General features: G+C 70.3%; 20 protein-coding genes. 8 read left to right on the top strand and 12 right to left on the bottom strand.

From position 1 onward, the window contains the following. Positions 1-44: 44 nt before the first annotated feature. Together JYA75_RS00375 and JYA75_RS00370 are read right to left on the bottom strand one after the other, a co-directional pair. On the bottom strand, positions 45-518 hold the full coding sequence (locus JYA75_RS00375; RefSeq protein ID WP_006937809.1) for a nitroreductase family deazaflavin-dependent oxidoreductase: 474 nt from the start codon (positions 516-518) through the stop codon (positions 45-47). A gap of 1 nt (position 519) precedes the next feature. Next, positions 520-1,683, bottom strand: a complete 1,164-nt coding sequence (locus JYA75_RS00370) for a steroid 3-ketoacyl-CoA thiolase (protein ID WP_006937810.1) — start codon at positions 1,681-1,683, stop codon at positions 520-522. 182 nt (positions 1,684-1,865) lie between these two features. On the opposite strand from JYA75_RS00370, the gene JYA75_RS00365 reads away from it, so the two are divergent. From JYA75_RS00365 to JYA75_RS00355, 3 genes are all read left to right on the top strand, one after another. Beyond that, a complete protein-coding gene (locus JYA75_RS00365; protein ID WP_029541008.1) occupies positions 1,866-3,119 on the top strand; it encodes a cytochrome P450 in 1,254 nt (417 codons plus the stop codon). A gap of 344 nt (positions 3,120-3,463) precedes the next feature. After that, positions 3,464-5,035 (top strand): FAD-binding protein, encoded by a 1,572-nt coding sequence (locus JYA75_RS00360; protein ID WP_185713881.1) that lies wholly within the window; start codon positions 3,464-3,466, stop codon positions 5,033-5,035. 97 nt (positions 5,036-5,132) lie between these two features. Continuing rightward, positions 5,133-6,569: an MFS transporter gene (locus tag JYA75_RS00355; protein WP_029541013.1), complete on the top strand. Its 1,437-nt coding sequence runs from the start codon at positions 5,133-5,135 to the stop codon at positions 6,567-6,569. Here JYA75_RS00355 and JYA75_RS00350 read toward each other — a convergent pair. The 6 genes from JYA75_RS00350 to JYA75_RS00325 are packed head-to-tail and all read right to left on the bottom strand — an operon-like array spanning position 6,550 to position 11,707. Next, a complete protein-coding gene (locus JYA75_RS00350; protein WP_029541015.1) occupies positions 6,550-7,149 on the bottom strand; it encodes a nucleotidyltransferase family protein in 600 nt (199 codons plus the stop codon). The two genes, JYA75_RS00355 and JYA75_RS00350, sit on opposite strands and share 20 nt — an antisense overlap. A gap of 9 nt (positions 7,150-7,158) precedes the next feature. Continuing rightward, positions 7,159-7,587, bottom strand: coding sequence for a nuclear transport factor 2 family protein (locus JYA75_RS00345; protein ID WP_006937821.1), 429 nt, complete (start codon positions 7,585-7,587; stop codon positions 7,159-7,161). Then, positions 7,584-8,462 carry a TIGR03619 family F420-dependent LLM class oxidoreductase gene (locus JYA75_RS00340; protein ID WP_185713944.1) on the bottom strand — a complete coding sequence of 293 codons (879 nt, stop codon included), beginning with the start codon at positions 8,460-8,462 and terminating at the stop codon, positions 7,584-7,586. Before JYA75_RS00340 ends, JYA75_RS00345 begins: the two co-directional genes overlap by 4 nt. Before the next feature lie 12 nt (positions 8,463-8,474). Then, positions 8,475-9,650: a thiolase domain-containing protein gene (locus JYA75_RS00335; protein ID WP_006937825.1), complete on the bottom strand. Its 1,176-nt coding sequence runs from the start codon at positions 9,648-9,650 to the stop codon at positions 8,475-8,477. Between the two features lies 1 nt (position 9,651). Then, positions 9,652-10,713: a thiolase domain-containing protein gene (locus JYA75_RS00330; protein WP_006937826.1), complete on the bottom strand. Its 1,062-nt coding sequence runs from the start codon at positions 10,711-10,713 to the stop codon at positions 9,652-9,654. Positions 10,714-10,729: 16 nt separating this feature from the next. Continuing rightward, positions 10,730-11,707 carry an OB-fold nucleic acid binding domain-containing protein gene (locus tag JYA75_RS00325; RefSeq protein ID WP_006937828.1) on the bottom strand — a complete coding sequence of 326 codons (978 nt, stop codon included), beginning with the start codon at positions 11,705-11,707 and terminating at the stop codon, positions 10,730-10,732. A 90-nt stretch (positions 11,708-11,797) separates the two neighbouring features. Here JYA75_RS00325 and JYA75_RS00320 point away from each other — a divergent pair, with 90 nt between their 5' ends. Both JYA75_RS00320 and JYA75_RS00315 read left to right on the top strand, forming a co-directional pair. Further along, positions 11,798-12,835 carry an LLM class F420-dependent oxidoreductase gene (locus JYA75_RS00320; RefSeq protein WP_006937830.1) on the top strand — a complete coding sequence of 346 codons (1,038 nt, stop codon included), beginning with the start codon at positions 11,798-11,800 and terminating at the stop codon, positions 12,833-12,835. Between the two features lie 165 nt (positions 12,836-13,000). Next, complete coding sequence (locus JYA75_RS00315; RefSeq protein ID WP_029541024.1) at positions 13,001-13,960, top strand: hypothetical protein; 960 nt, start codon at positions 13,001-13,003, stop codon at positions 13,958-13,960. A gap of 68 nt (positions 13,961-14,028) precedes the next feature. Here the strand turns inward: JYA75_RS00315 and JYA75_RS00310 are convergent, their stop codons facing one another. After that, positions 14,029-14,883, bottom strand: coding sequence for a crotonase/enoyl-CoA hydratase family protein (locus JYA75_RS00310; protein WP_006937836.1), 855 nt, complete (start codon positions 14,881-14,883; stop codon positions 14,029-14,031). A gap of 77 nt (positions 14,884-14,960) precedes the next feature. On the opposite strand from JYA75_RS00310, the gene JYA75_RS00305 reads away from it, so the two are divergent. The 3 genes from JYA75_RS00305 to JYA75_RS00295 are packed head-to-tail and all read left to right on the top strand — an operon-like array spanning position 14,961 to position 18,968. Continuing rightward, complete coding sequence (locus JYA75_RS00305) at positions 14,961-16,616, top strand: acyl-CoA synthetase (protein ID WP_043797480.1); 1,656 nt, start codon at positions 14,961-14,963, stop codon at positions 16,614-16,616. Between the two features lie 11 nt (positions 16,617-16,627). Next, the gene (locus tag JYA75_RS00300) at positions 16,628-17,740 is read left to right on the top strand and encodes a nitronate monooxygenase family protein (protein ID WP_043797477.1); all 1,113 of its coding nucleotides are present in this window, start codon (positions 16,628-16,630) and stop codon (positions 17,738-17,740) included. Between the two features lie 10 nt (positions 17,741-17,750). Further along, positions 17,751-18,968 carry a cytochrome P450 gene (locus JYA75_RS00295; protein WP_239010514.1) on the top strand — a complete coding sequence of 406 codons (1,218 nt, stop codon included), beginning with the start codon at positions 17,751-17,753 and terminating at the stop codon, positions 18,966-18,968. 71 nt (positions 18,969-19,039) lie between these two features. Here JYA75_RS00295 and JYA75_RS00290 read toward each other — a convergent pair whose 3' ends face one another. From JYA75_RS00290 to JYA75_RS00280, 3 genes are read right to left on the bottom strand one after another with little or no spacing between them, the layout of a single operon-like run. Continuing rightward, positions 19,040-19,810, bottom strand: a complete 771-nt coding sequence (locus tag JYA75_RS00290; protein ID WP_050034580.1) for a MerR family transcriptional regulator — start codon at positions 19,808-19,810, stop codon at positions 19,040-19,042. Positions 19,811-19,827: 17 nt separating this feature from the next. Further along, positions 19,828-20,319: a DUF6194 family protein gene (locus JYA75_RS00285; protein ID WP_050034581.1), complete on the bottom strand. Its 492-nt coding sequence runs from the start codon at positions 20,317-20,319 to the stop codon at positions 19,828-19,830. 56 nt (positions 20,320-20,375) lie between these two features. Then, positions 20,376-22,010: a long-chain-fatty-acid--CoA ligase gene (locus tag JYA75_RS00280; RefSeq protein ID WP_050036271.1), complete on the bottom strand. Its 1,635-nt coding sequence runs from the start codon at positions 22,008-22,010 to the stop codon at positions 20,376-20,378. Positions 22,011-22,018: the final 8 nt, after the last annotated feature.

Raw genomic sequence — 22,018 nt, 5'->3', positions numbered from 1 at the left:
GCACCCCACTGGTTCGTGCCCGGTCGTGCCGGCTCCCGCGAGGGTCACTCGCACACCACCACCGGGATGACCCGATCCGTCCAGGACTGATAATTGTCGAAATCCGCGTACATTGCCACCAGCCGCGGCCAGTAGTGCGACCGCTCCTCGGGCGTCGCCGCCCGTGCCGTCATCTGCCGCACCCGGGACTTCACCTGCACGGTCACCCGCGGATCGGCCTGGATGTTGCGGAACCACAGCGGGTGCTCGGGCAGGCCGCCCTGGGACGCGACGAGCACCACCCGCTCGTCGTCCTCGAGGAACAGCAGCGGAACGGTCCGCGGCCGTCCCGTCTTCCGGCCCGTGGTGGTCAGCAGGCAGACGGGGATGCCCCACGGAAAGGCGCTGCCCACCCGCCACTTTCCCCCGATCCGGCCGCCGGTGGCCTGATAGGCCGCCACGTTGGCGCGCGACATCCACTTGATGATCGGCACGGTCCACTTCGAGTCGAGACCCTTCGGCGCGGCGGGCCCGTTCATGTCAGATCCGCTCGATGATCGTGCCGGTGGCCAGCGCGCCGCCCGCGCACATGGTGATCAGCGCGGTGGCGCCGTCGCGCCGCTCGAGCTCGTGCAGCGCGGTGGTGATCAGCCGCGAGCCGGTCGAGCCGACGGGGTGGCCGAGCGCGATCGCGCCGCCGTTCACGTTGACCTTGTCCATGTCGGGCTCGTGCACCCGCGCCCACGACAGCAGCACCGACGCGAACGCCTCGTTGACCTCGAACAGATCCAGGTCGCCGATCGTCATGCCGGACTTCTCGAGGACGCGGCTCGTCGCCTGCACCGGGCCGTCGAGATGGAACTCGGGCTCGGCGCCGACGAGGGCCTGCGAGACGATCCGGGCCCGCGGCTTCAGGCCGAGCGCCGCGGCGCGGTCGGAGTCCATGAGCAGCACCGCAGCAGCGCCGTCGGAGATCTGCGACGAGGTGCCGGCGGTGTGGATGCCGCCCTCGAGGACCGGCTTCAGCTTCGCGAGCGATTCCGTGGTCGTCTCGCGCAGGCCCTGGTCGCGGGCGACGGTCTGCTTCTCGCCGGTGAGGGTGCCCTCCTTGTCGACGACGGGCGCGACGACGGGCAGCACCTCGCGGTCGAAGCGGCCCTCGTCCCACGCCTGCTTGGCCAGCGCCTGCGACCGGACGCCGAGCGCGTCGACGTCCTCGCGGGTGATGCCGCGACGGCGGGCGATGCGCTCGGCCGCCTCGAACTGGTTGGGCAGGTCGATGTTCCACGACTCGGGCCGCCGCGGGCCGGCGAGTTCGCCGACGTTCGCGCCGAGCGGCACCTGCGACATCGCCTCGATGCCGCAGGCGATGCCGACGTCGATGGCGCCGGTGGCGATGAGTCCGGCGATCAGGTGGTTGGCCTGCTGGGCCGACCCGCACTGGCAGTCGACCGTGGTGGCGCCGACCTGCCACGGCAGGCCGGCGTGCAGCCACGCGGTGCGGGTGATGTTGTTGGACTGCGCGCCGGCCTGGGTGACACACCCGCCGATCACCTGCTCGACGAGGGCGGGATCGAGGCCCGCGCGCTCGATCAGTCCGCTCTGTGCGGCCCCGAGAAGCTCGGCCGCATGCAGGCCGGCGAGCCAGCCGCCGCGCTTGCCGATCGGGGTGCGTGCCGCCTCGACGATGACTGGTGTGCCCACGGTGGGCTCCTTTCTGGTCCTTGTCCTCGCAAAGTAGAACAGGTTTCCGGGGCAGACAAGGCGGGGTCCGAATGATCGGGACTTGGCGATTCCTTGGCCTGCGGGCCGCCCTGTGCTTGAATGCTTTTAGAACGTGTTCCACATCACGACACGGTGCACTCGTCAGGGCAGGAGAGAATTCAGTGGCGCAGCCCAACATCCCCGAAGACATCGACTTCACCGATCCGGATCTCTACGCCGAGCGGATGCCGTTCGAGGAGTTCGCCGAGCTGCGTAGGACGGCCCCCGTCTGGTGGAACAAGAAATCCCCGGACGTCGGCGGATTCCACGACGAGGGATTCTGGGTCGTGTCCCGGCACGAGGAGGTCCGTGAGGTCTCCCGCCGGAGCGACGTGTTCTCCAACTGGGAGAACACCGCGATCCCGCGGTTCAACGACGACATCCCGCGCGAGGCCATCGAACTGCAGCGCCACGTCCTGCTCAACAAGGACGCGCCCGAGCACACCAAGCTGCGCAAGCTCGTCGCCCGCGGTTTCACCCCGCGCGCGATCAACGGCCTTCGCGACGAGCTGAACGCCCGCGCGAAGAAGATCGTCGAGGAGGCCTGCCGGGCCGGCGGGGGCGACTTCGTCACTCAGGTCGCCGCGGAGCTGCCGCTGCAGGCCATCGCCGAACTCATCGGCGTCCCGCAGGAGGACCGCGACAAGATCTTCGAGTGGTCGAATCAGATGACCGGCTACGACGACCCGGACAACACCGCCGACCCGGCGGCCGCGTCGATGGAGGTCCTCGGCTACGCGTACCAGATGGCCGCCGCCCGCAAGGAGTGCCCGGCCGACGACATCGTCACCACCCTGATCGAGGCCGACATCGACGGTGACGAGCTCTCGCCCGAGGAATTCGGCTTCTTCTTCATCGTGCTCGCCGTCGCCGGCAACGAGACCACCCGCAACGCGATCACGCACGGGATGGCGGCGTTCCTCGACAACCCGGAGCAGTGGGAGATCTTCAAGCGGGACCGGCCGAAGACCGCAGCCGACGAGATCATCCGCTGGGCCACGCCGGTCACGTCGTTCCAGCGCACCGCGCTCGAGGACACCGAGCTCGGCGGCCGGACGATCCGCAAGGGCGACCGCGTCGTGATGCTGTACGCGTCGGCGAACAACGACGAAGAGGTGTTCGAGAACCCCCGCACCTTCGATGTCCTGCGAGATCCCAACCCGCACCTCGCCTTCGGCGGTACCGGTGCGCACTACTGCCTCGGCGCGAACCTGGCGCGGATGGAGATCGACCTCGTGTTCAACGCGATCGCCGACTACATGCCCGACATCACCAAGGTCGCCGATCCGAAGCGGCTGCGCTCCGGCTGGCTCAACGGCATCAAGGAGTTCCGGGTGGACTACAAGACGCAGGGCGGCTGCCCGGTCGAGCACTGACCCGGGTGGGGCGGCGCCGAGAGATCGGGAATCCCCCGGTGCCGCCGCGCTTTCCGTGTGAGCGGGGCTGCGGGAGCCGGCGGCATGGGTGCACCCCGCCGAAATTGGGGGTGAGGGCGGGGTGCTCGCCCACAGTATTCGGCCGCCGAGGCGCCCCCGGCTTTCGGTCCTACTGGCCGGGACCTGTTTGCGCGACCGCCGCCGTGCCGGGTCCGGCCTGCGCGGGCCGAACAGCGGGACTCGGCGCCGAGCCCCGAGAGAACCCGCGCAGCAGGGGCCGTGCCTGTTGTTCCACCCAGTGAGACGTCTCCTCCCGCGCGCCGCGGTTGCGGAAATAGTGTCACGTGCTCCTGGAACGGAATCGGCGAAAGGCATCGAACATGGTGGAATGGGCGGAAGAATGCGACGTCCTCGTCGTCGGATCGGGCGCCGGCGGCTGCTGTGGCGCCTACACCGCTGCCCGCGAGGGACTGTCCGTCGTCCTGGTCGAGGCCTCCGAGTACTTCGGCGGCACCACCGCATATTCCGGCGGCGGCGGGGTCTGGTTCCCCACCAATGCGGTGCTGCGACGTGCCGGTGACGACGACACCATCGACGACGCCCTGACCTACTATCACGCGGTCGTCGGCGACCGCACCCCCCGCGACCTGCAGGACGCCTATGTGCGCGGCGGTGCTCCCCTGATCGACTATCTCGAGGCCGACGAGGACATCGAGTTCACGGCCTACCCCTGGCCGGACTACTTCGGCAAGGCTCCCAAGGCCAGCGCGAAGGGCCGTCACATCGCGCCGACGCCGCGGCCGATATCGGACGATCCCGAACTCAACGAGTCCGTCCGCGGGCCGCTGGGCCGCGAGCGCAACGGGGATCCGTTGCCGGACATCCTGATCGGCGGGCGCGCCCTCATCGGCCGGTTCCTGCTCGCCATGCGCAAGTACCCGAACGTGCAGTTGCATCGGAACACCGCGCTCGAGGAACTCGTCGTCGAGGACGGCGCCGTGGTCGGCGCGATCGTCTCCCACGGCGACCAGCGGCGGGCGGTGCGCGCCCGCAAGGGCGTCGTGCTCGCCGCCGGCGGATTCGACCACAACGACGAGATGCGCCGGGAGTACGGCGTTCCCGGCGCGGCCCGCGATTCGATGGGGCCGTGGTCCAACCTCGGCAAGGCCCACCAGGCGGCCATCGCGATCGGTGCCGACGTCGACCTGATGAGCGAGGCGTGGTGGTCGCCGGGGCTGACCCACCCCGACGGGCGCTCGGCCTTCGCGCTGTGCTTCACCGGCGGCATCTTCGTCGACCAGGACGGCAACCGCTTCACCAACGAGTACGCGCCCTACGACCGGCTCGGCCGCGACATCATCGCCCGGATGGACAAGGGCGAGATGACGCTGCCGTTCTGGATGATCTACGACGACCGGGGCGGCGTCGTGCCGCCGATCGCGGCGACGAACGTGCCGCTCGTGGCGACCGAGAAGTACGAGGCGGCGGGACTGTGGAAGACCGCCGACACGCTCGCCGAACTCGCCGACCTGATCGGGGTGCCGGCCGAGGCGCTCGAGGCGACCGTCGCGCGGTTCAACCGCCTCGCCGCCACCGGCGTCGACGAGGACTTCGGCCGCGGGGACGAGCCCTACGACGTGGCGTTCACCGGCGGCGGTTCGGCGCTGGTCCCGATCGAGAAGGGCCCGTTCCACGCCGCGCAGTTCGGCATCTCGGACCTCGGCACCAAGGGCGGCTTGCGCACCGACACGGTCGGCCGCGTGCTCGACGGCGCCGGGACGCCCATCGCCGGGCTGTACGCGGCGGGCAACACGATGGCCGCCCCGAGCGGCACCGTCTATCCCGGCGGTGGCAACCCGATCGGCACCAGCGCGTTGTTCGCCCACCTGGCGGTCCGGCACATGGCCGGAGCATAGGAACGCCGCGACTCGTCCGGTCCCGCTCAGTGGGTCCTGCGTCACACTCGGAGCACTTCGTCCGTACGGTTCACATCGACGAACCGTAGGAGTTTTCATGAGCACATCGTTGGCACCCGAACGGGCACCCTCGACCCGCGCCGAACGCCGCTACGAGCGGACCCGACCCGTGGGGGCGGTGGTGGCCATTCTCATCGCCGTCGAGGTCATCAGCGCATTCGAGACGTCGATGATGTACGCGGCGCTGCCGACGTTCGCCCGGGTCTTCGAGGCGGACGCCTCCGCGGTCGGATGGACCGTGACGGCGTTCCTGCTGGTGGCGGCGGCCTCGGCGGCGGTGTGCGGCCGGCTCGGCGACATGTACGGCCGCGAACGGGTGCTGATGTTCGTGCTGGCCTGCGCTGCCACCGGCTCCGTCGTCAGCATGGCGTTCGGGACCCTCGAGGCCATCATCGCCGGCCGGGCGATCCAGGGTGTGGCCGGAGCGATCCTGCCGCTGTGCATCGGCCTGGCCCGCGAACACCTGCCGGCCGAGCGCGTCCCCATGGCGGTCGCGCTGATCTCCGGGTCGGCCGTCGCGGCCGGCGCGGCCTCCCTGCTGGTCGCCGGCGTCCTCATCGACCTGGGCGACTGGCGGTACATCTTCGTCGTCGCCGCCGGCTACGCGCTCGTCTGTCTCTTCCTGGTCGAGGCCGTGCTGCCGTGGCGGCGCCGCACCGCTCGGCGGCAACCGATCGACGTCGTCGGCGCGGTCGGCCTGGCGGTGTCGGTGGCGTCCGTCCTGTTCGGTCTGACCCAGAGCCGCTCCTGGGGCTGGAGCGACGCCCGCGTGCTGGGTCCGATCGTCCTCGGCGCCGCGGTGTTCGCCTGCTGGGTGTGGTGGGAACTGGGCCGGACGTCTCCGATCGTGAACCTGCGCCTGCTCGCCGAGCGCAACGTCGCCCTGACGATGCTCGCCGGGGTCGCACTCGGCGTCGGACCGATCGGCGTCGGGACGATGATCATCCCGATCATCATGCAGAGCCCGGCCACCGCGCCGTTCGGCCTGGGACTCTCGCCGACCTACGCCGGAACGCTGTCGTTCGTCGGCGCGATGATCGGCATGGCATTCACCCCGGTCGCGGGCAGGATCGCCGCCGCCGTGGGGGCGCGGACGTCGTTGCTGCTAGGCAGCGTGATGTTCCTCGTCGCGTGTGCCGGGTTCTTCTTCTTCCGCGCATCGGTGATCGGCATGACGCTGCTGGTCGTGGCCGTGTCGGTGGCGACGGCGTTCGCGTACACGGCGCTGCCGAACCTGCTCGTCGAGTCCGTCCCGGAGCACAACACCAGCGAGATGGCCGGCAGCCAGACGGTGCTGCGCACCGCGGCGTCGGCGGTGGGCACCTCGCTCGCCTCGCTCCTGCTCGCGTCCCTGGTGCTGCCCGGGACGGCGACGCCGACAGTGGCCGCGCTCGGGGCCGTCTGCGCGATGCTGGTCCTCTCCTGCGCCGTGACGATCGGGCTGGGTTCGGCGATCAGGTATCGGCGGGCGTGATTCCCGGCCCGTCCAGCAGCGTCAGATCGTCGGGGACGTCGATGTCCCCGGGATCGGCGAGGCGCGTGCAGTCCAGCCGTCGCACCCGGTCGCGGTTGCGGGTGAGGAATCGCCGGGCTCCCTCGTCGCCGACGGCCTCGCCGGCCGCCGCCTCGGCGTCGCGGCGGTCGAACACCACGGGATGCCCGGGGCGGTCCCCGAACACCGGCAGGGTGATCGTGCCCGGGCGGTGCGCGAGGAGTACGGCGCGGACGAGGTCGGCGGTGATGCCGGGGAAGTCGACGACCGTCAGCGCGATCACGTCGTGGCCGGTCGTGGCGTCCACCCCGCACCGCAGCGACGTCGACATCCCCTCGGCCCAGCGCGGATTGACGACGGAGCGGACGCCGGGCGGACACGCGGCGACGACGTCGTCGGCGTAGGCGCCGGCGACCACCGTGACCTCGTCGCAGCCGCCGTCGGCGAGCGCGGCCACCACGGTGTGCAACAGGGGGCGGCCGCGGTGGGGGAGCAGCGCTTTCGCGCGCCCGCCCAGCCGCGTGCCGCCCCCTGCCGCGAGGACGATCCCGGCGACGGTCATGGCCGGACTCTAGCCGCGTGCTTCCTCGGTTGCGGGACGAACCGTCGCCATGGCCCGCTCGACCTCCCAGAAGGCGCGCAGCGACGCGATCCGGCCCGCGTCGTCGACGCGGTAGACGAACACCCCCTCGGCGTCGATCACGTTGCCGCCGAGGGTCGTGCGGATGGTGCCGATGTTGACGCACTCGTCGCCGCACACCAGCACGTCGTCGACGAGGAACTCGAGCTTGTCGGTGTTCGCGATGGTCATGTCGTAGAACCGCGAGATCGCCTCGCGGCCGTGATGGCCCTTGCCCTCCGGATCGAATCCGGACGGACCGACCGGGTCCTCGACGACACCGTTCTCGGCGAACAACGCGAGCCACTCGTCCTTGCGTTTGCCGCTAGCCGCCGCCTGCGACGCCCGCGCGGCGACCCGAGCCGGGTGTTCCTCGCTCATGCCGATGCCCTTCCGTGGATGTACCTGTCGGCGAAACGGTGCAGGGACTCCTGCTTCGCCTCGAGGGGACTGTCGAAGCCGTGCCCGTCGAAGATCCACGGCACCACGATGATGTCGGTGACGCCGGCATCCTCGAGCTCGGCGTACCCGGCACGGCCGAACCGGTCCACGCACACCGCCTGGATCTCGAACGGATCGTCGGCGCGGCTGTGTTCGGCGCGCAGCTCCCGCAGCCGGGCGATCACCTGCACGAGGTCGTCGAATCGGATCATCGCCGAGGTCCAGCCGTCGCCCACGCGCGCCGCCCGGCGCAGCGCCACGTCGGTGTGGCCGCCGATGTAGAACGGCACGGGTTCGGTGGGGGCGGGGCTCATCTGCAGCCGGTCGAAGTCGAAGAATTCGCCGTGGTGCTCGACCATGCCGCCGCCGAGGATGAGCTTGATGACGTCGATCATCTCGTCCACCCGCTTGCCGCGCCGCGCGTACGGCACCCCGCACCACTCGAACTCCTCCGGGGCCCAGCCGATTCCCACTCCGAAGCCGAAGCGGTTACCGGTGAGGTTGGCCACCGAGCCGACCTGGCGCGCCAGCAGCACCGGGTTGCGCGAGCCGAGCTTGAGGACCTGGGTGTAGAACCGGAGTGTCGACGTGACCGCCCCCATCGCGGCCGCGGCGATCAGTGGGTCCGCCCAGGGCGTGTCCTCGGTCCACATCCGCGACCCGTCGGGGGTGTACGGGTAGTCGACGGTCTGCTTCTCCATGTAGAACAGGGAGTCGGGCAGCGCGATCGACCGGAACCCGCACTCCTCGGCGGTGCGGGCGAGGCCGGTGAGCTGGTCGAGGGGCGTCATCGCGACGCCGACGGTGAAGTCCACCACGGTCCGTGCCTATCGTTCCGGTCGGTCCGAGCCGACGACCCACATCGAGAAGTACTGCGAGCCGCCGCCGTACGCGTGCCCGAGTGCCTTGCGTGCGCCGTCGACCTGATGCTCCCCGGCGCGCTGCATCACCTGCATCGCGGCCTCGGCGAACCGGATCATGCCGGAGGCGCCGATCGGGTTGGAGGACAGCACACCGCCGGACATGTTGACCGGCAGCTGACCGCCGATGGCCGTCTCCCCGGCCTCGGTGAGCTTCCAACCGGAGCCCTCCGGGGTGAAGCCGAGGTTCTCGAGCCACATCGGCTCGAACCACGAGAACGGGACGTAGATCTCGGCGCAGTCGATCTCGGTGAGCGGGTCGGTGATACCCGCGGCCTGCCACAGCGCCGCCGCGGCCATCCGGCCTGCCTCGGGGTTGACCTGGTCGCGTCCCGCATACGTGGTCGGCTCGGTCCGCATCGCGGTGGCGTGGATCCACGCGACCCTCCGGCCCTGCGCCTCGACCGCCGCGGCCGAGTCCTCGTCGCCGATCACGACGGCGCACGCGCCGTCCGACGACGGGCACGTCTCGTCGTAGCGGATCGGATCCCACAGCATCTGCGACGCCTGCACCGACTCGAGCGTGATGTTCGGCTGCTTGAGGTGCGCGTACGGGTTCTTCGCGCCGTTGAGTCGGTCCTTCACGGCGACCATCGCGCCGATGTGCTCGGGTGCGCCCGATCGGCGGATGTAGGAGCGCACGTGCGGGGCGAAGTAGCCGCCGGCGCCGGCGCCGACCGGCATGGTGAACGGCACCGGGGTGGACAGCGCCCACATCGCGTTCGACTCGGACTGCTTCTCCCACGCCACGGCCAGCACCCGCCGGTGCACGCCGGCCTGCACGAGGCTGGCGGCGACGTTGGCGGTGGACCCGCCGACCGAACCGGCGGTGTGGACCCGCAGCATCGGCTTGCCGGTGGCGCCGATCGCGTCGACCATGGTCAGTTCGGGCATCATCACGCCCTCGAACAGGTCGGGGGCCTTGCCGATCACGACCGCGTCGATGTCGTCCCAGCCGACGTCCGAGTCGGCCAGGGCGCGGTCGATCGCCTCGCGCACGAGGCCGGACATGGACACGTCGTGCCGTTTGGCGACGTAGTGGGTCTGCCCCGTGCCGAGGACAGCCGCGAGTTGCTTGGCCATGTCAGTTACGTCCCTCCAGAACGGCTACCAGATTCTGTTGCAGCACAGGACCGCTCGTCGCGTGTGCGAGGGCCCGCCCGGCCCGCCCGGCCATGATCGCCTGCGCGGCGCAGCCGATGCGCTCGAGGCCGCCGGAGAACATGGGGTTACCCGTGAGCGGGCCGCCGGTCGGGTTGACCGCCGTCGCGTCGGAGAGGCCGAGGGCCTCGCGCAGGATCAGCTCCTGATGGGTGAACGGCGCGTGCAGTTCGGCGACGTCGAACGCGGTGTCACCGCCGGTGACGGCCCGCGCGGCGGCCGACGCGGACGGCGCGGTCGTCAGGTCGCGGCCGCCGAGGTTCGGCGAGTCGATGCGATGCTCGATGCCCGTGATCCAGGCGGGGTTCTCGCACAGTTCACGGGCCCGGTCGCCGGCGGCGAGCACGATCGCGGCGGCGCCGTCGGTGACCGGCGCGCAGTCGTGCCCCCGCAGCGGATCGGCGACGTAGGGCCGGGCCAGCAGCTCCTCGACGTCGAAGTCGCCGCTGATCTGGGCGTTCGGGTTGTCCTTGGCGGCGGCCCGCGCGCGCACCGCGACCTGTGCCATGTCCTCCGCCGTCCACTTGCCGGCGTCGAGCCCGAACCGGGCCTGCAGCCCGGCGAGGGACACGGAATCGAGGCCGAGCGGGGCGACGAGGTACGGGTCGAGCTGCAGGCCGAGGACCTGACGCAGGGTGCCGGCCGACGACTTGCCGAAGCCGTACACCAGGGCGGTGTCGACCTCCCCGGTGATCAGCTTGACCCACGCCTCGTACAGCGCCCAGGCGGCGTCCATCTCGACGTGGGATTCGTTGATCGGCGGCACCGCGCCGATCGCGTCCACGGCCGAGATGAACGAGAACGCCCGGCCCGCGAGGTAATCGGACGAACCGGAGCACCAGAAACCGATGTCCGACTTGGTGATTCCCAGCTTCGAGTACAGCTCCCGGAAGCAGGGGACGAGCATTTCGACGCCGTTGGTGGTGCCGGTGGTCTCGCGCACGTGGGGTGCCTGCGCGAAGCCGACGACTGCGATGTCTGTCATGGTGGGCGCGGCTCCCTTACAGGTGGTGTTTGAAGGTCTCGTAGTCGGCGTCCGGTTCGCCGGTCGGCCGGAAGTACTCGATGTTGCGCAGCGTGTAGTCCCACTCCTCGCGCGGGCGCCACTTCGCCTCCACCCGCATGCCCATCCGGACGTCGGCGGCGTCGCACTCGAGGATCAGGTGCAGGAACGGGATGTCCGCACCGTCGAGCAGCACGTAGGCCGCGACGTACGGCGGCGTGATCTGCTGGCCGAGGAACGGCACGTTGACGATGCAGAACGTGGTGACGATGCCCTTGTCGGACACCTCGACCTGCTCCCGGGTGGGGATGCCGTCGGTGGGGTTCGCGCCGCGCGGCGGGATGTAGACCTTGCCGCCCGGTCCGGTGCGGCCGCCGATCAGCTTGCCCTCGGCCAGCGCGCGCAGGTAGTAGGACTCCTCGTAGGACGCGCTGTGCGTGTAGTGCAGATCCAGCGGCGTGATCATCATCGTCACCGGCTCGCCGGAGGCGTCCGTCCGGACCGTGACGGTCTCGGCCTCGCCCGGTTCGAAAGCTGCGATGTCACGAATGTGACCGGCGCGGTCGTCGGCCCACCGCACGCGTACCCGCATCCCGGTGCTCATGTCCTCGGGACCGGGGACGTCGACCGCGTGCAGCAGCGTCGTGTCGGCCCCGTCCAGCTGGATCAGCGCCCACGCGAACGGCCGGTCGAACGGCTGGCCCGGCAGCGGCTCGGGGTTCCACGTCCAGCTGCGCACCGTGCCGGACTGCCCCACCTCGACGAAGTCGGTGAGGGGTTCGTGGGTGACCGCGTCGAACTCCGGGGGCGGCACGAGGACGCGCCCGTCCGAGCCGCGGGCGCCGAGGATGCGCCCGTCGCGCAGGCCCGTGACGAACGCGCCGACGGTCGGCCCCGTGGATCGGGTGTAGTCGAACTTCAGGTTCAGTGGTGCGCTCAGCGGCTTCTCCGCGATCGCGCTCTTTCCCAGGCTCACAACTTCGAGTAGAACAGGTTCTAGAGATGGTGGCAAGGGTACCGTCCGAGCAGCGGTGTCCCCGGTCCGCCCCGAAAGGAATGGTGTGCAATGAAACTGGGTCTGCAACTCGGCTACTGGGGGGCGCAGCCGCCCGCGAACGCCGGCGAGCTCGTCGCCGCCGCCGAGGCGGAGGGTTTCGATGCGGTCTTCGCCGCGGAGTCGTGGGGCTCGGACGCGTTCACGCCGCTCGCGTGGTGGGGCTCGGGCACGCGGCGGGTGCGGCTCGGCACGTCCGTCGTGCAGATCTCCGGCCGCACCCCCACCAGTTGTGCCATGCACGCGATCACCCTCGACCACCTCAGCGGCGGGCGGCACATCCTGGGGCTCGGCGTGTCCGGGCCGCAGGTCGTCGAGGGGTGGTACGGCGAACCGTTCGCCAAGCCGCTCGCCCGCACCCGCGAGTACGTCTCGATCGTGCGCAAGGTGCTGGCCCGCCGGGAGCCGGTGACCAACCCGGGCCCGCACTACCCGCTGCCGTACGACGGACCCGGCGCCACCGGGCTCGGCAAGCCGCTCAAGCCGATCACGCACCCGCTGCGTGCCGACATCCCCATCTGGATCGGCGCCGAGGGACCCAAGAACGTCGCGCTGACCGCCGAGATCGCCGACGGCTGGCTCGCCATCTACTACTCCCCGCGCCTGGCCCCGATGTACGACGAGTGGCTCGACGAGGGCTTTGCCCGGCCCGGCGCCCGGCGCACCCGCGACGACTTCGAGATCGCCGCGACCTGCCAGGTCGTCGTCACCGACGACCGCACGGGGACCATCGCCGGCCTCAAGCCCGTCACCGCCCTGTACGTCGGAGGCATGGGCACCCCCGAACTCAACTTCCATGCCCAGGTGTACCGGCGCATGGGCTACGGTGACGTGGTCGACGAGGTGACCGCCCTGTTCCGCGCGGGCCGCAAGGACGAGGCCGCTGCCGCGATTCCCGACGAGATGGTCACCGAGACGATGATCATCGGCGACCGCGACGAGGTGCGCGCCGGCGTGAAGCGCTGGTCCGACGCCGGCGTGACGATGCTGCTCGTCAGCTGCCGCGACGCCGAGCACGTGCGCTCCCTGGCGGACGTCGTGCTGCGGTAGGCGCCCGCTTCCCCCGAGCGAATGTATCGTTCACCTCCTCAGATCGACGGGATGCCACATTCGCTCGGTGGGGAGGTTGTCCACAGTCGGCGAGTTGCTCCACAGATTCGACGAATGCACGCTCCGCGGCCACACGAATCCGATCGAGCGGCGCACTGTAGGTCCATGAGAAGGGGTGAGTGGGCGGGGGATCCGGAGGCACTGGGCCGGCTGGGCGACAGCGGTGTGGTTCGCGACGCCGTGCTTCGTCGTGTCGGAGTGTCGGGGTCGGCAATTCACGAGCGGTGCCGTCCGGGTGGTCCCTGGCAACGGCTGCTGCCGGGCATCGTGATGCTCGGAAACGGACCGGCGTCGGCTCGGCAACGCACGATCGCGGCCATGAAGTACGTCGGCGACGACGCCGTACTCACCGGACGATCGGCGCTCGGAGAACATGGACTGGCGGGAGAACAATACGACGTCCACGTGCTGCTCCCGGCGAATCGTCGCGTGCAGTCGGCCGGATTCGTCCTCGTCGAGCGGACAACCCGAATTCCGGACCCTTTGATACGTAATGGCATCCGGTGTGCTCCCATCGAACGTGCCCTGCTCGACGCCGCGCGCCGGTGCACCACTCTCGATGCGACGCGGTCGTTGATCGCCTCGGCCGTCCAGCGTGGAGCGGTGTCGGTGGCAGCGCTGCAGGAGGAACTGGCGGAGGGGAGCGGGCGGGGTTCGGCTCTGCCGCGGCGGGTGCTCCGGGAGGTGGATGCCAACGTCCACTCGGTGGCGGAGGCGAAGGCCCGGGAGCTATGGGAACGCAGCGGTCTGCCCGAGATGGTGTTCAACCGCGATGTTCTCGACTCCCGGGGCGGGTTCATCGCACGACCTGACGGCTGGATCGACGACGTCGCGATGGCCTGGGACATCGACTCCCTCGCGTGGCACCTGTCGCCCAAGGCGTACAAGGACACGATCGAGCGCCGGACCCGCATGCAGAACGCGGGCATCATCGTGCTGCCGACGATCCCGAGTGCGGTGGAGCGGTCACCGAGGCGTGTCGTCGACGACCTGCGCCGGCACTACGAGCTCGCGGCCTCTCGGCCGCGGCCCGACGTGCGACTACGGACGGTGGCACCGGGCTGAGCGAATGGACCATACCGTCGGACTACGGAGGTGAGCGATACATTCGCTCGGCCCGGGCCTCCGGCCCGTCAGGCGCCGGTGAACTTCGGGGTGCGCTTCTCGGTGAACGCGCGGGGGCCTTCCTTGGCGTCGGCGCTCTTGAAGACCTCGGCGCCGAGTTTCGCGTCGATCTCGAAGGCTTCCTCCTCGTGCATGCCCTCGGTGTCGCGGATGGTCTTCAGGATGGCCTGGACGGCGAGGGGGCCGTTGGCGGCGATGGTCCCGGCGATCTCGAGGGCCTTGTCGAGAGCCTGGCCGTCGGGGACGACGTGGCCGATCAGGCCGATCTCCTTGGCCTCGGCGGCCTTGATGTGGCGGCCGGTGAGCAGGATGTCGGCGGCGATCGTGTAGGGGATCTGGCGGACGAGCCGCACCGCCGAGCCGCCGAGAGGGAACAGGCCCCACTTGGCCTCGGAGACACCGAACTTCGCGCTCTCCCCGGCGACGCGGATGTCGGTGCCCTGGAGGATCTCGGTGCCGCCGGCGATGGCCGGGCCCTCGACCGCGGCGATCAACGGCTTGGTGAGGCGACGGCCCTTCAGCAGTGCGGGTAGCCTGGACAGATCCCAGCCACCGCCTTTGCCCTTCCCGTCGCTTCGCTCGCCCTGCTCGAACTTGTCGCCCGGGGCCGACCGGTTCATCGCCTTGAGGTCGGCGCCCGCGCAGAACGCGCCGCCGGCGCCGGTCAGGATGGCCACCCGGATCTCCGGATCGTTGTCGACGCGGTCCCAGGCCTCGGCCATGATCGCCATCATCTCGCCGGACAGGGCGTTGCGCGCCTCGGGCCGGTTCATGGTCACGATCAGGACCGAGCCGCGCTGCTCGACGAGGCAGTGCGGGGCGTCTGCCGAAATGCCGGAAACTTCCGATGCGGTGGTGGACACTGAGGACTCCTGAGGGGTTGTGAACTGGATCTCATCCGGGTCTTGTCAGAAACGGTAACACGTTCTACTTTTGTGACGTGGCCCTTAACATCGCAGACCTCGTAGAGCACGCAATCGACCTCGTTCCCGACCGCGTCGCGCTCGCGTCGGACGGACGTGAGGTCACCTACGCGCAGGTGGAGGAGCGCGCCAACCGGCTCGCCCACTATCTGCAGGAACGGGGCGTGAAGCCCGGTGACAAGGTGGGTATCTACTCCCGCAACACCATCGAAGCGATCGAGGCGATGGTCGCGGTGTTCAAGATTCGTGCCGTGATGGTGAACGTCAACTACCGGTACGTCGAGAACGAGTTGCAGTACATCTTCGACAACTCGGACATGGTCGCGCTCGTCCACGAGCGCCGTTACTCCGACAAGGTCGCCGCCGTGCTGCCGCACTGCCCGCAGATCCGCACCGTCGTCGTGGTCGACGACGGCACCGATCTCGACTACGCGAGCTACGGGGGCGTCGACTACGAGTCCGCGCTGGCTCAGGGCTCACCCGAGCGCGACTTCGGCGAACGCAGCGCCGACGACCTCTACATCCTCTACACCGGCGGCACCACCGGCAGCCCCAAGGGCGTGATGTGGCGGCAGGAGGACGTGTGGCGCGTACTCGGCGGCGGCATCAACTTCATGACGGGCGAATACGTCGCCGACGAATGGGAACTCGCAAAGACCGGTGCCGCGAGCCCGCCGCTGGTCCGTTTCCCGATCCCCCCGCTCATCCACGGCGGTGCCCAGTGGGCGGTGCTGCAGTCGCTGTTCAGCGGCGGCAAGGTGATCATGCATCCCGAGTTCGACGGCCACGAGGTGTGGCGCGTCATCGAGGAGCACAAGGTCAACGTCATCTTCATCACCGGCGACGCGATGGGCCGCCCGATGCTCGACGCGCTCGAGAGCGGACGTCCGGGAACCGGTGAGAAGTACGATCTTTCGTCCCTGTTCGCGATGGCGTCGAGCGCCGCGCTGTTCTCCCCGGCGCTGAAGGAACGCTTCCTGGACCTGATGCCCAACACGGTGATCACCGACTCGATCGGCTCGTCCGAGACCGGCTTCGGCGGACTCGGCATCGTCGCCAAGGGCCAGGCCCACTCGGGTGGCCCCACCGTCAAGATCGACGCCTCCACGGCCGTGATCGACGACGACGGAAATCCGGTCGAGGCCGGCTCCGGGCAGGTGGGCGTGCTCGCCCGCAAGGGCCACATCCCCATCGGCTACTACAAGGACGAGGTCAAGACCAAGGCGACCTTCCGCGAGTACCACGGCGTCCGCTACTCGATCCCGGGCGACCATGCGCGGGTCGAGGCCGACGGCACCGTCACCATGCTCGGCCGCGGGTCCGTCTGCATCAACACCGGTGGCGAGAAGGTGTTCCCCGAGGAGGTCGAGGGCGCCCTCAAGGCCCACCCGGACGTGTTCGACGTCCTCGTCGTCGGCGTGCCCGACGAGCGCTGGGGGCAGCGGGTGTCCGCCGTGATCGCGCCCCGCGCCGGTACCCGCCCGGCGCTGGCCGACCTCGTCGAGGTGGCCCGCACGCAGATCGCCAGCTACAAGATTCCGCGCAGTGTCTGGTACGTCGACGCCATCAAGCGTTCGCCGGCCGGCAAGCCCGACTACCGCTGGGCCAAGGAACAGACCGAGCAGCGCCCAGCGGACGACCACCACACCAACGGCTCCGCCGCGGCGAGCTAGAAGGGACCGGGATGCACACCGATCTCAGCAGGAAATTCGGCATCCAGTACCCGATCTTCGGGTTCACCCCGTCCGAGCACGTCGCCGCCGCGATCAGCCGGGCCGGTGGTCTCGGCGTCCTCGGCTGTGTCCGGTTCAACGACCCGGACGAACTCGACGCCGTGCTCACCTGGATGGACGAGAACACCGACGGCAAGCCCTACGGGGTCGACGTCGTGATGCCCGCAAAGGTTCCCACCGAGGGCACCGCCGTCGACCTCGACAAGCTCATCCCCGCCGAGCACCGTGCCTTCGTCGAGCGCACCCTCGCCGAGCTCGGCGTGCCGCCGCTCGACGAGTCCGCCGAACACGCGGCCGGCGTCCTCGGCTGGCTGCACTCGGTCGCCCGCGCACATGTGGACGTCGCCCTCGAGCACCGGCCCGCGCTCATCGCCAACGCGCTCGGCTCCCCGCCGAAGGACGTGATCGACCTCGCCCACGAGAAGGGGGTGCCCGTCGCGGCGCTCGCCGGGGCGGTCGAGCATGCCCGGCGGCACGTCGAGAACGGCGTCGACATCGTCATCGCCCAGGGGTACGAGGCGGGTGGGCACACCGGCGAGGTGGCCTCGATGGTGCTCTGGCCCGAAATCGTGGACGCCCTCGGCGATTCGGCGGCGGTGCTTGCCGCCGGCGGTATCGGCTCCGGGCGGCAGGTCGCGGCCGCGCTCGCGCTCGGCGCGTCCGGGGTGTGGATGGGTTCCTACTGGCTCACCACCTCCGAATACAAGCTCGGCGCTGCCGCCGACGGCCCGTCGTCGGTCCAGCGGGCCCTGCTGGGCGCGACATCGTCGGACACCGTCCGCTCGCGGATCTACTCCGGCAAGCCCGCCCGCCTGCTCAAGACGAAGTGGACCGAGGCATGGTCGAAGCCCGATGCCCCGTCGCCGCTGCCGATGCCGTTGCAGAACCTGCTCGTGAGCGAAGCCCACCAGCGGATCGCCGCCGCGGACGATCCCGAGGTCGTCGCGATGCCCGTCGGGCAGATCGTCGGCCGGATGAACGAGATCCGGCCGGTCGCGGAGATCATGGCCGAGCTCGTCGAGGGGTACGAGCGGGCCGTGGACCGGTTGAACGCAGCACGGTGACGGACCGGTGGTGACCGTCTACGATCCCTTCGATCCGCAGTTCCTGGCCGACCCCTACCCGGCCTACCGGATGCTGCGGGACGAGGACCCGGTGCACCGCCACGTCAGCACCCGGAACGGCATTCCGCCGTTCCGGGTGCTGTCCCGTTTCGAGGACGTGTGGAACGCGGTGCGCGACACCGAGACCTACTCGTCCGCTGGGGGATTGACGTTCGTTCCCGACGAGATCGGCACACTGGGTCTCGCCCCGACGATCGTCATGCTCGACCCCCCGCGGCACGGGCAGCTGCGCAGCCTGATCGCGAAGGGGTTCACGCCCCGGCGCGTCGCGGCGCTCGAGGACGCCGTGCGCGGGTTCGTCCGCGGCCGGCTCGATTCATTCGCCGGGCGGCGCGAGGTCGATCTGCACCGCGAATTCTCCTCGACCGTCCCGACGTTCGTCCTGGCGGAGATGCTCGGCGTGCCGGCGGCCGACCGGGCCCGGTTCGATCCGTGGGTCGCCGCGCTGACGACGTTGCAGGACAGCGGATTCGACGTGGCCGCCATGAGCGCACCCGACGCCGTCGCCGAGATGTTCGAGTACTTCTCGCGGCTGATCGGCGAGCGCCGCCGCGAACCCGGCGACGACCTGATCAGCGCCCTGACCACCGTCGAGTCCGACGGCGAACTGCTCACCGACTGGGAGATCCTCGGGTTCTGCTTCGTCATGGTGGCCGGCGGCAACGACACCACCGGAAACCTGATCTCGCACGCCGTGATGCTGCTCGACACCGATCACCGCCAGCGCGACCTGCTCGTCGACGAGCCTTCCCGGATCCCGGGCGCGTTGACGGAGACGCTGCGGCTGGAGGGATCGGTGCAGGGACTCGCGCGCACCACCACCCGTGACGTCGAGTTGCACGGGGTGACGATTCCGGCCGGGGAGAAGGTGATGATGCTCTACGGCGCCGCCAATCGCGACGAACGCGAATTCGGCGACACCGCGGAGCAGTTCGACGTCACCCGGCCGATTCCGCGGCACCTCGGATTCTCCAGCGGTCCCCACTTCTGCATCGGCTCGCACCTGGCGAAGCTGCAGTCCCGGGTTGCGCTCGAGGAGTTGCTGGCCCGGTATCCCCACGTGTCGGTCGATCCGGCATCGGGGGTGCGTCTGCAGTCGTCGTTCACCCGCGGCTGGGTGAGCCTGCCCGCCCTCCTGCGTCAGCCGAGCGGGAGGTTGTGGCGGTGAGCGGGAGTATGTCGCGGCATCGTGCGGGTGCGTCGACCAGGATCCTCCCGCTCGGAACGAGAACCTCCCTGTCACGACCCACGGACACGCCGCGCGTTCGCGACGATCGCGTCGTGGACGAACCGCGGCAGCCCGGGCGCCAGCTCCTCCCACTCGGCGGTGGCGGCGTCGCCGGAGACATACAGGGCCGCGATCTCGCAGTGCTGCTGCGGACTGCACGGGCCGAACCAGCGTTCGAGGTGGCGGCGGTGCTGCTCGGCGGCATCCATCGCTACCGGTCCGTCCGCCGGCTCGCCCGCCGCGATCGCCTCGACGAACGCTCGGATGTCGGCGTCGGCCTCGGCCTTGATCGTCTCCCAGTCCTCCCTGGTGTGCCCCGCGGCGCGGTGCGCCGCCCGCTCCCACTGGTCGTGATTCGGCCAGTCCGGCTCGGTGGCCGCGAACCGTTCGGCGAACCGGTCGGTTCCGAAGATCTCCAGTTGCTCCTCAGGGGTGAGCGATACACCCGTGCGCCGCGCCTCGAGCTCGCGATCGAGCGCCGCGAGCAGACCGATGAGGTGGTCCCGGCGCTGTTCGAGAAGCCGCCGCTGGCGGCGGAGGTGATCGTCGACGGTCGCGCCCGGATCGGCGAGCATGTCGGCAATGGCATCGAGGCCGAAGTCGAGCGCGCGATAGAACAGGATGCGTCGCAGCCGCTCGACGTCGGCGGCCGAGTAGAGGCGGTGGTTGCCGGCGCTGCGTCCATGGGGCACGAGCAGGCCGATCCGGTCGTAGTGGTGGAGCGTGCGCACCGAGACGCCGGCCATCCGCGCGACGTCCCCGACCGTGTACTCGCCGTCCACACGTCGATGATGCGCCGTCACGGCCGGTGTCGTCGCGCCGCCCGGGCGTGGGCGACGGCGAGCAGGCCGGGGACCTGTGCGGCGGTGCGCACGCCCGGGTTCAGGATCGACACCCACCCCTGCGGCGCGTACACGGGATGGGGAAGCAGGAGATCGAGGGCGGTGTAGTCCACGGCGGCGCCGTGCCGCGCGTGCCCGGCCGGCGGGTAACCCAGCAGGTCGAGGAACTCGTCGCGGCCGACCGCGACGTTGAGCCGGAACACCCCCGTCCGGTAGAGGTGGGACGCGGTGTCGAAGCCGTCGTAGTCGTGGACGACGACCGTGGCGAACGGGAACCTGCGGTCCGCGGGGGTTGTGCCGTCCGGATCGAAGAACAGGAAGGTGTCGCCCCACGCCTGCCGGGGCGCGCCGTTGTCCTCCCCGGCCGTCGTCGCCACCACCCCGGGCAGGGCCGCCGCGACGTCGATGATGTCGTCCACCGTGAGGGATCGGGGTTCGTTCGTCGTCATGGGGCGGACGCTACGACCTGACGCAACGTCAGGTTCAAGTCCTCGTGCCGGATCGCCTATCGGCCCGATCCGGTGACCTGCGGCTGCAACTCGGCCGCCAGGTCGTCGGTCAGCGGCGTGAACTCGCGCTCGCCGCGGCGGCGGACCCATACCGGGTCGGCGCAGTGCCACCGCTCGGCGCTGAGTGTGCGGGTGAGGATCTTGAACGTGGCGGTGCGCGGGAAGTTCCGGCACACCCGGATCAGCGTCGGCAGCTGCTTGGGGCCGAGATCGCCCTGCGCGTCCAGGAACCCGGCGAGTGCGACGGGGTCGAACGCGGAATCCCCGGTCGGGATGACCGCGGCCATCACCCGGTCGCCGACCTGCGGATCCGGGACCGCGTAGACCGAGACCTGCGCGAAGCCCGGGTAGCGGAGCAGGGCCCGCTCGATCGGAGCGGCCGCGATGTTCTCGCCGTCGACGCGCATCCAGCCGGAACTGCGGCCGGCGAAGTAGACGAACCCGTCGGCGTCGGCATAGCCGAGATCGCCGCTGTGGTACCGGCCGTCGCGCACCCGCTCGGCGTCGGCCTCCGGGTTCTTGTAGTAGCCGGCGAACAGGCCGGCCCCGGCGACGTTGACGAGCTCACCGGTCGCGACGTCGGCGTTGAGGATGCGGCCGTCGGCATCGAACTCGGCGACCGGACAGGGCGATCCGGTGTCCGGGTCGAGGATCCGCACGCCCTCGGGCAGCCGTCCCAGCGCCCCGGGCGGCGCATCGGGCGCCGCGGAGATCGAGATGCCGCCCTCGGTGGAGCCGAACCCGTCGACGACCGTCGCGCCGAACCGCCGGCGGAACTCGGCGATCGCGGGCGCCGTGCCCTCGTTGCCGTACATGATGCGCAGGGGATTGTCCGCCTCGCCGGGCTCCTCCGGGGTGGCGACGATGTAGGACAACGGCTTTCCCACGTAGTTGGCGTAGGTGACGCCGAAGCGGCGCACGTCCGGCAGGAAGCCGGAGGCGGAGAACCTGCGCCGCAGGGCGATCCCGGTGCCGGCCGCCAGCGCCACCGCCCAGCCGGCCATCATCGCGTTGGAGTGGAACATCGGCATCGACACGTACACGACGTCGTCGGCGCCGAGACCGAACCGTTCCGCGAGCATCACTCCGGGGCCGGTGATCTTCTCGTGGGTGCAGCACACGGCCTTCGGGTCGCCGCTGGTGCCGGACGTGAAGATCAGCATGAACAGATCGATCGCGGCGACGGGCGCCGGCGCGGCGGTGGAACCGGTGTGGGGAGCGAGCAGATCGGCCCACTCGGCGGAGTCGACGTCGATCACCCGGACGCCGCCGAGGTCGAGTCCGTCCAGCAGCCGCGCGTTCGCGGCCTCGGTGAACACCACCTGGCAGTCCGCGAGCGCGATGTCGCGGGCGAGGGCCTGCCCGCGACGGGTGGTGTTCAGCCCGACCACCACCGAGCCGGACAGCGCCGCGGCGCCGAGCAGCATCGAGAACTCCGGCACGTTGTCCATGAGGATCCCGAAGTGCCGGGGTCTGCGTGGGTCGAGCAGTTCGTGCAACAGGGCGGCCCGGTCCCGGCCGGCCTGCACGTGCTCGCGCCACGACAGCGACATGTTCTCGAACTGCAGGCCACGATCGTCGACGGTGGCGAGCCGTTCGAGGAGCGCGGTCACGGTGGGGACGTCGGTCATGCCGGCAT

The sequence above is a fragment of the Rhodococcus sp. PSBB066 genome (assembly GCF_017068255.1).
Taxonomy (GTDB): Bacteria; Actinomycetota; Actinomycetes; order Mycobacteriales; family Mycobacteriaceae; genus Rhodococcus; species Rhodococcus aetherivorans.
The sequence above is the reverse complement of the archived record's forward strand: the minus strand, read 5'-3'. Positions and strand labels throughout refer to the sequence as shown.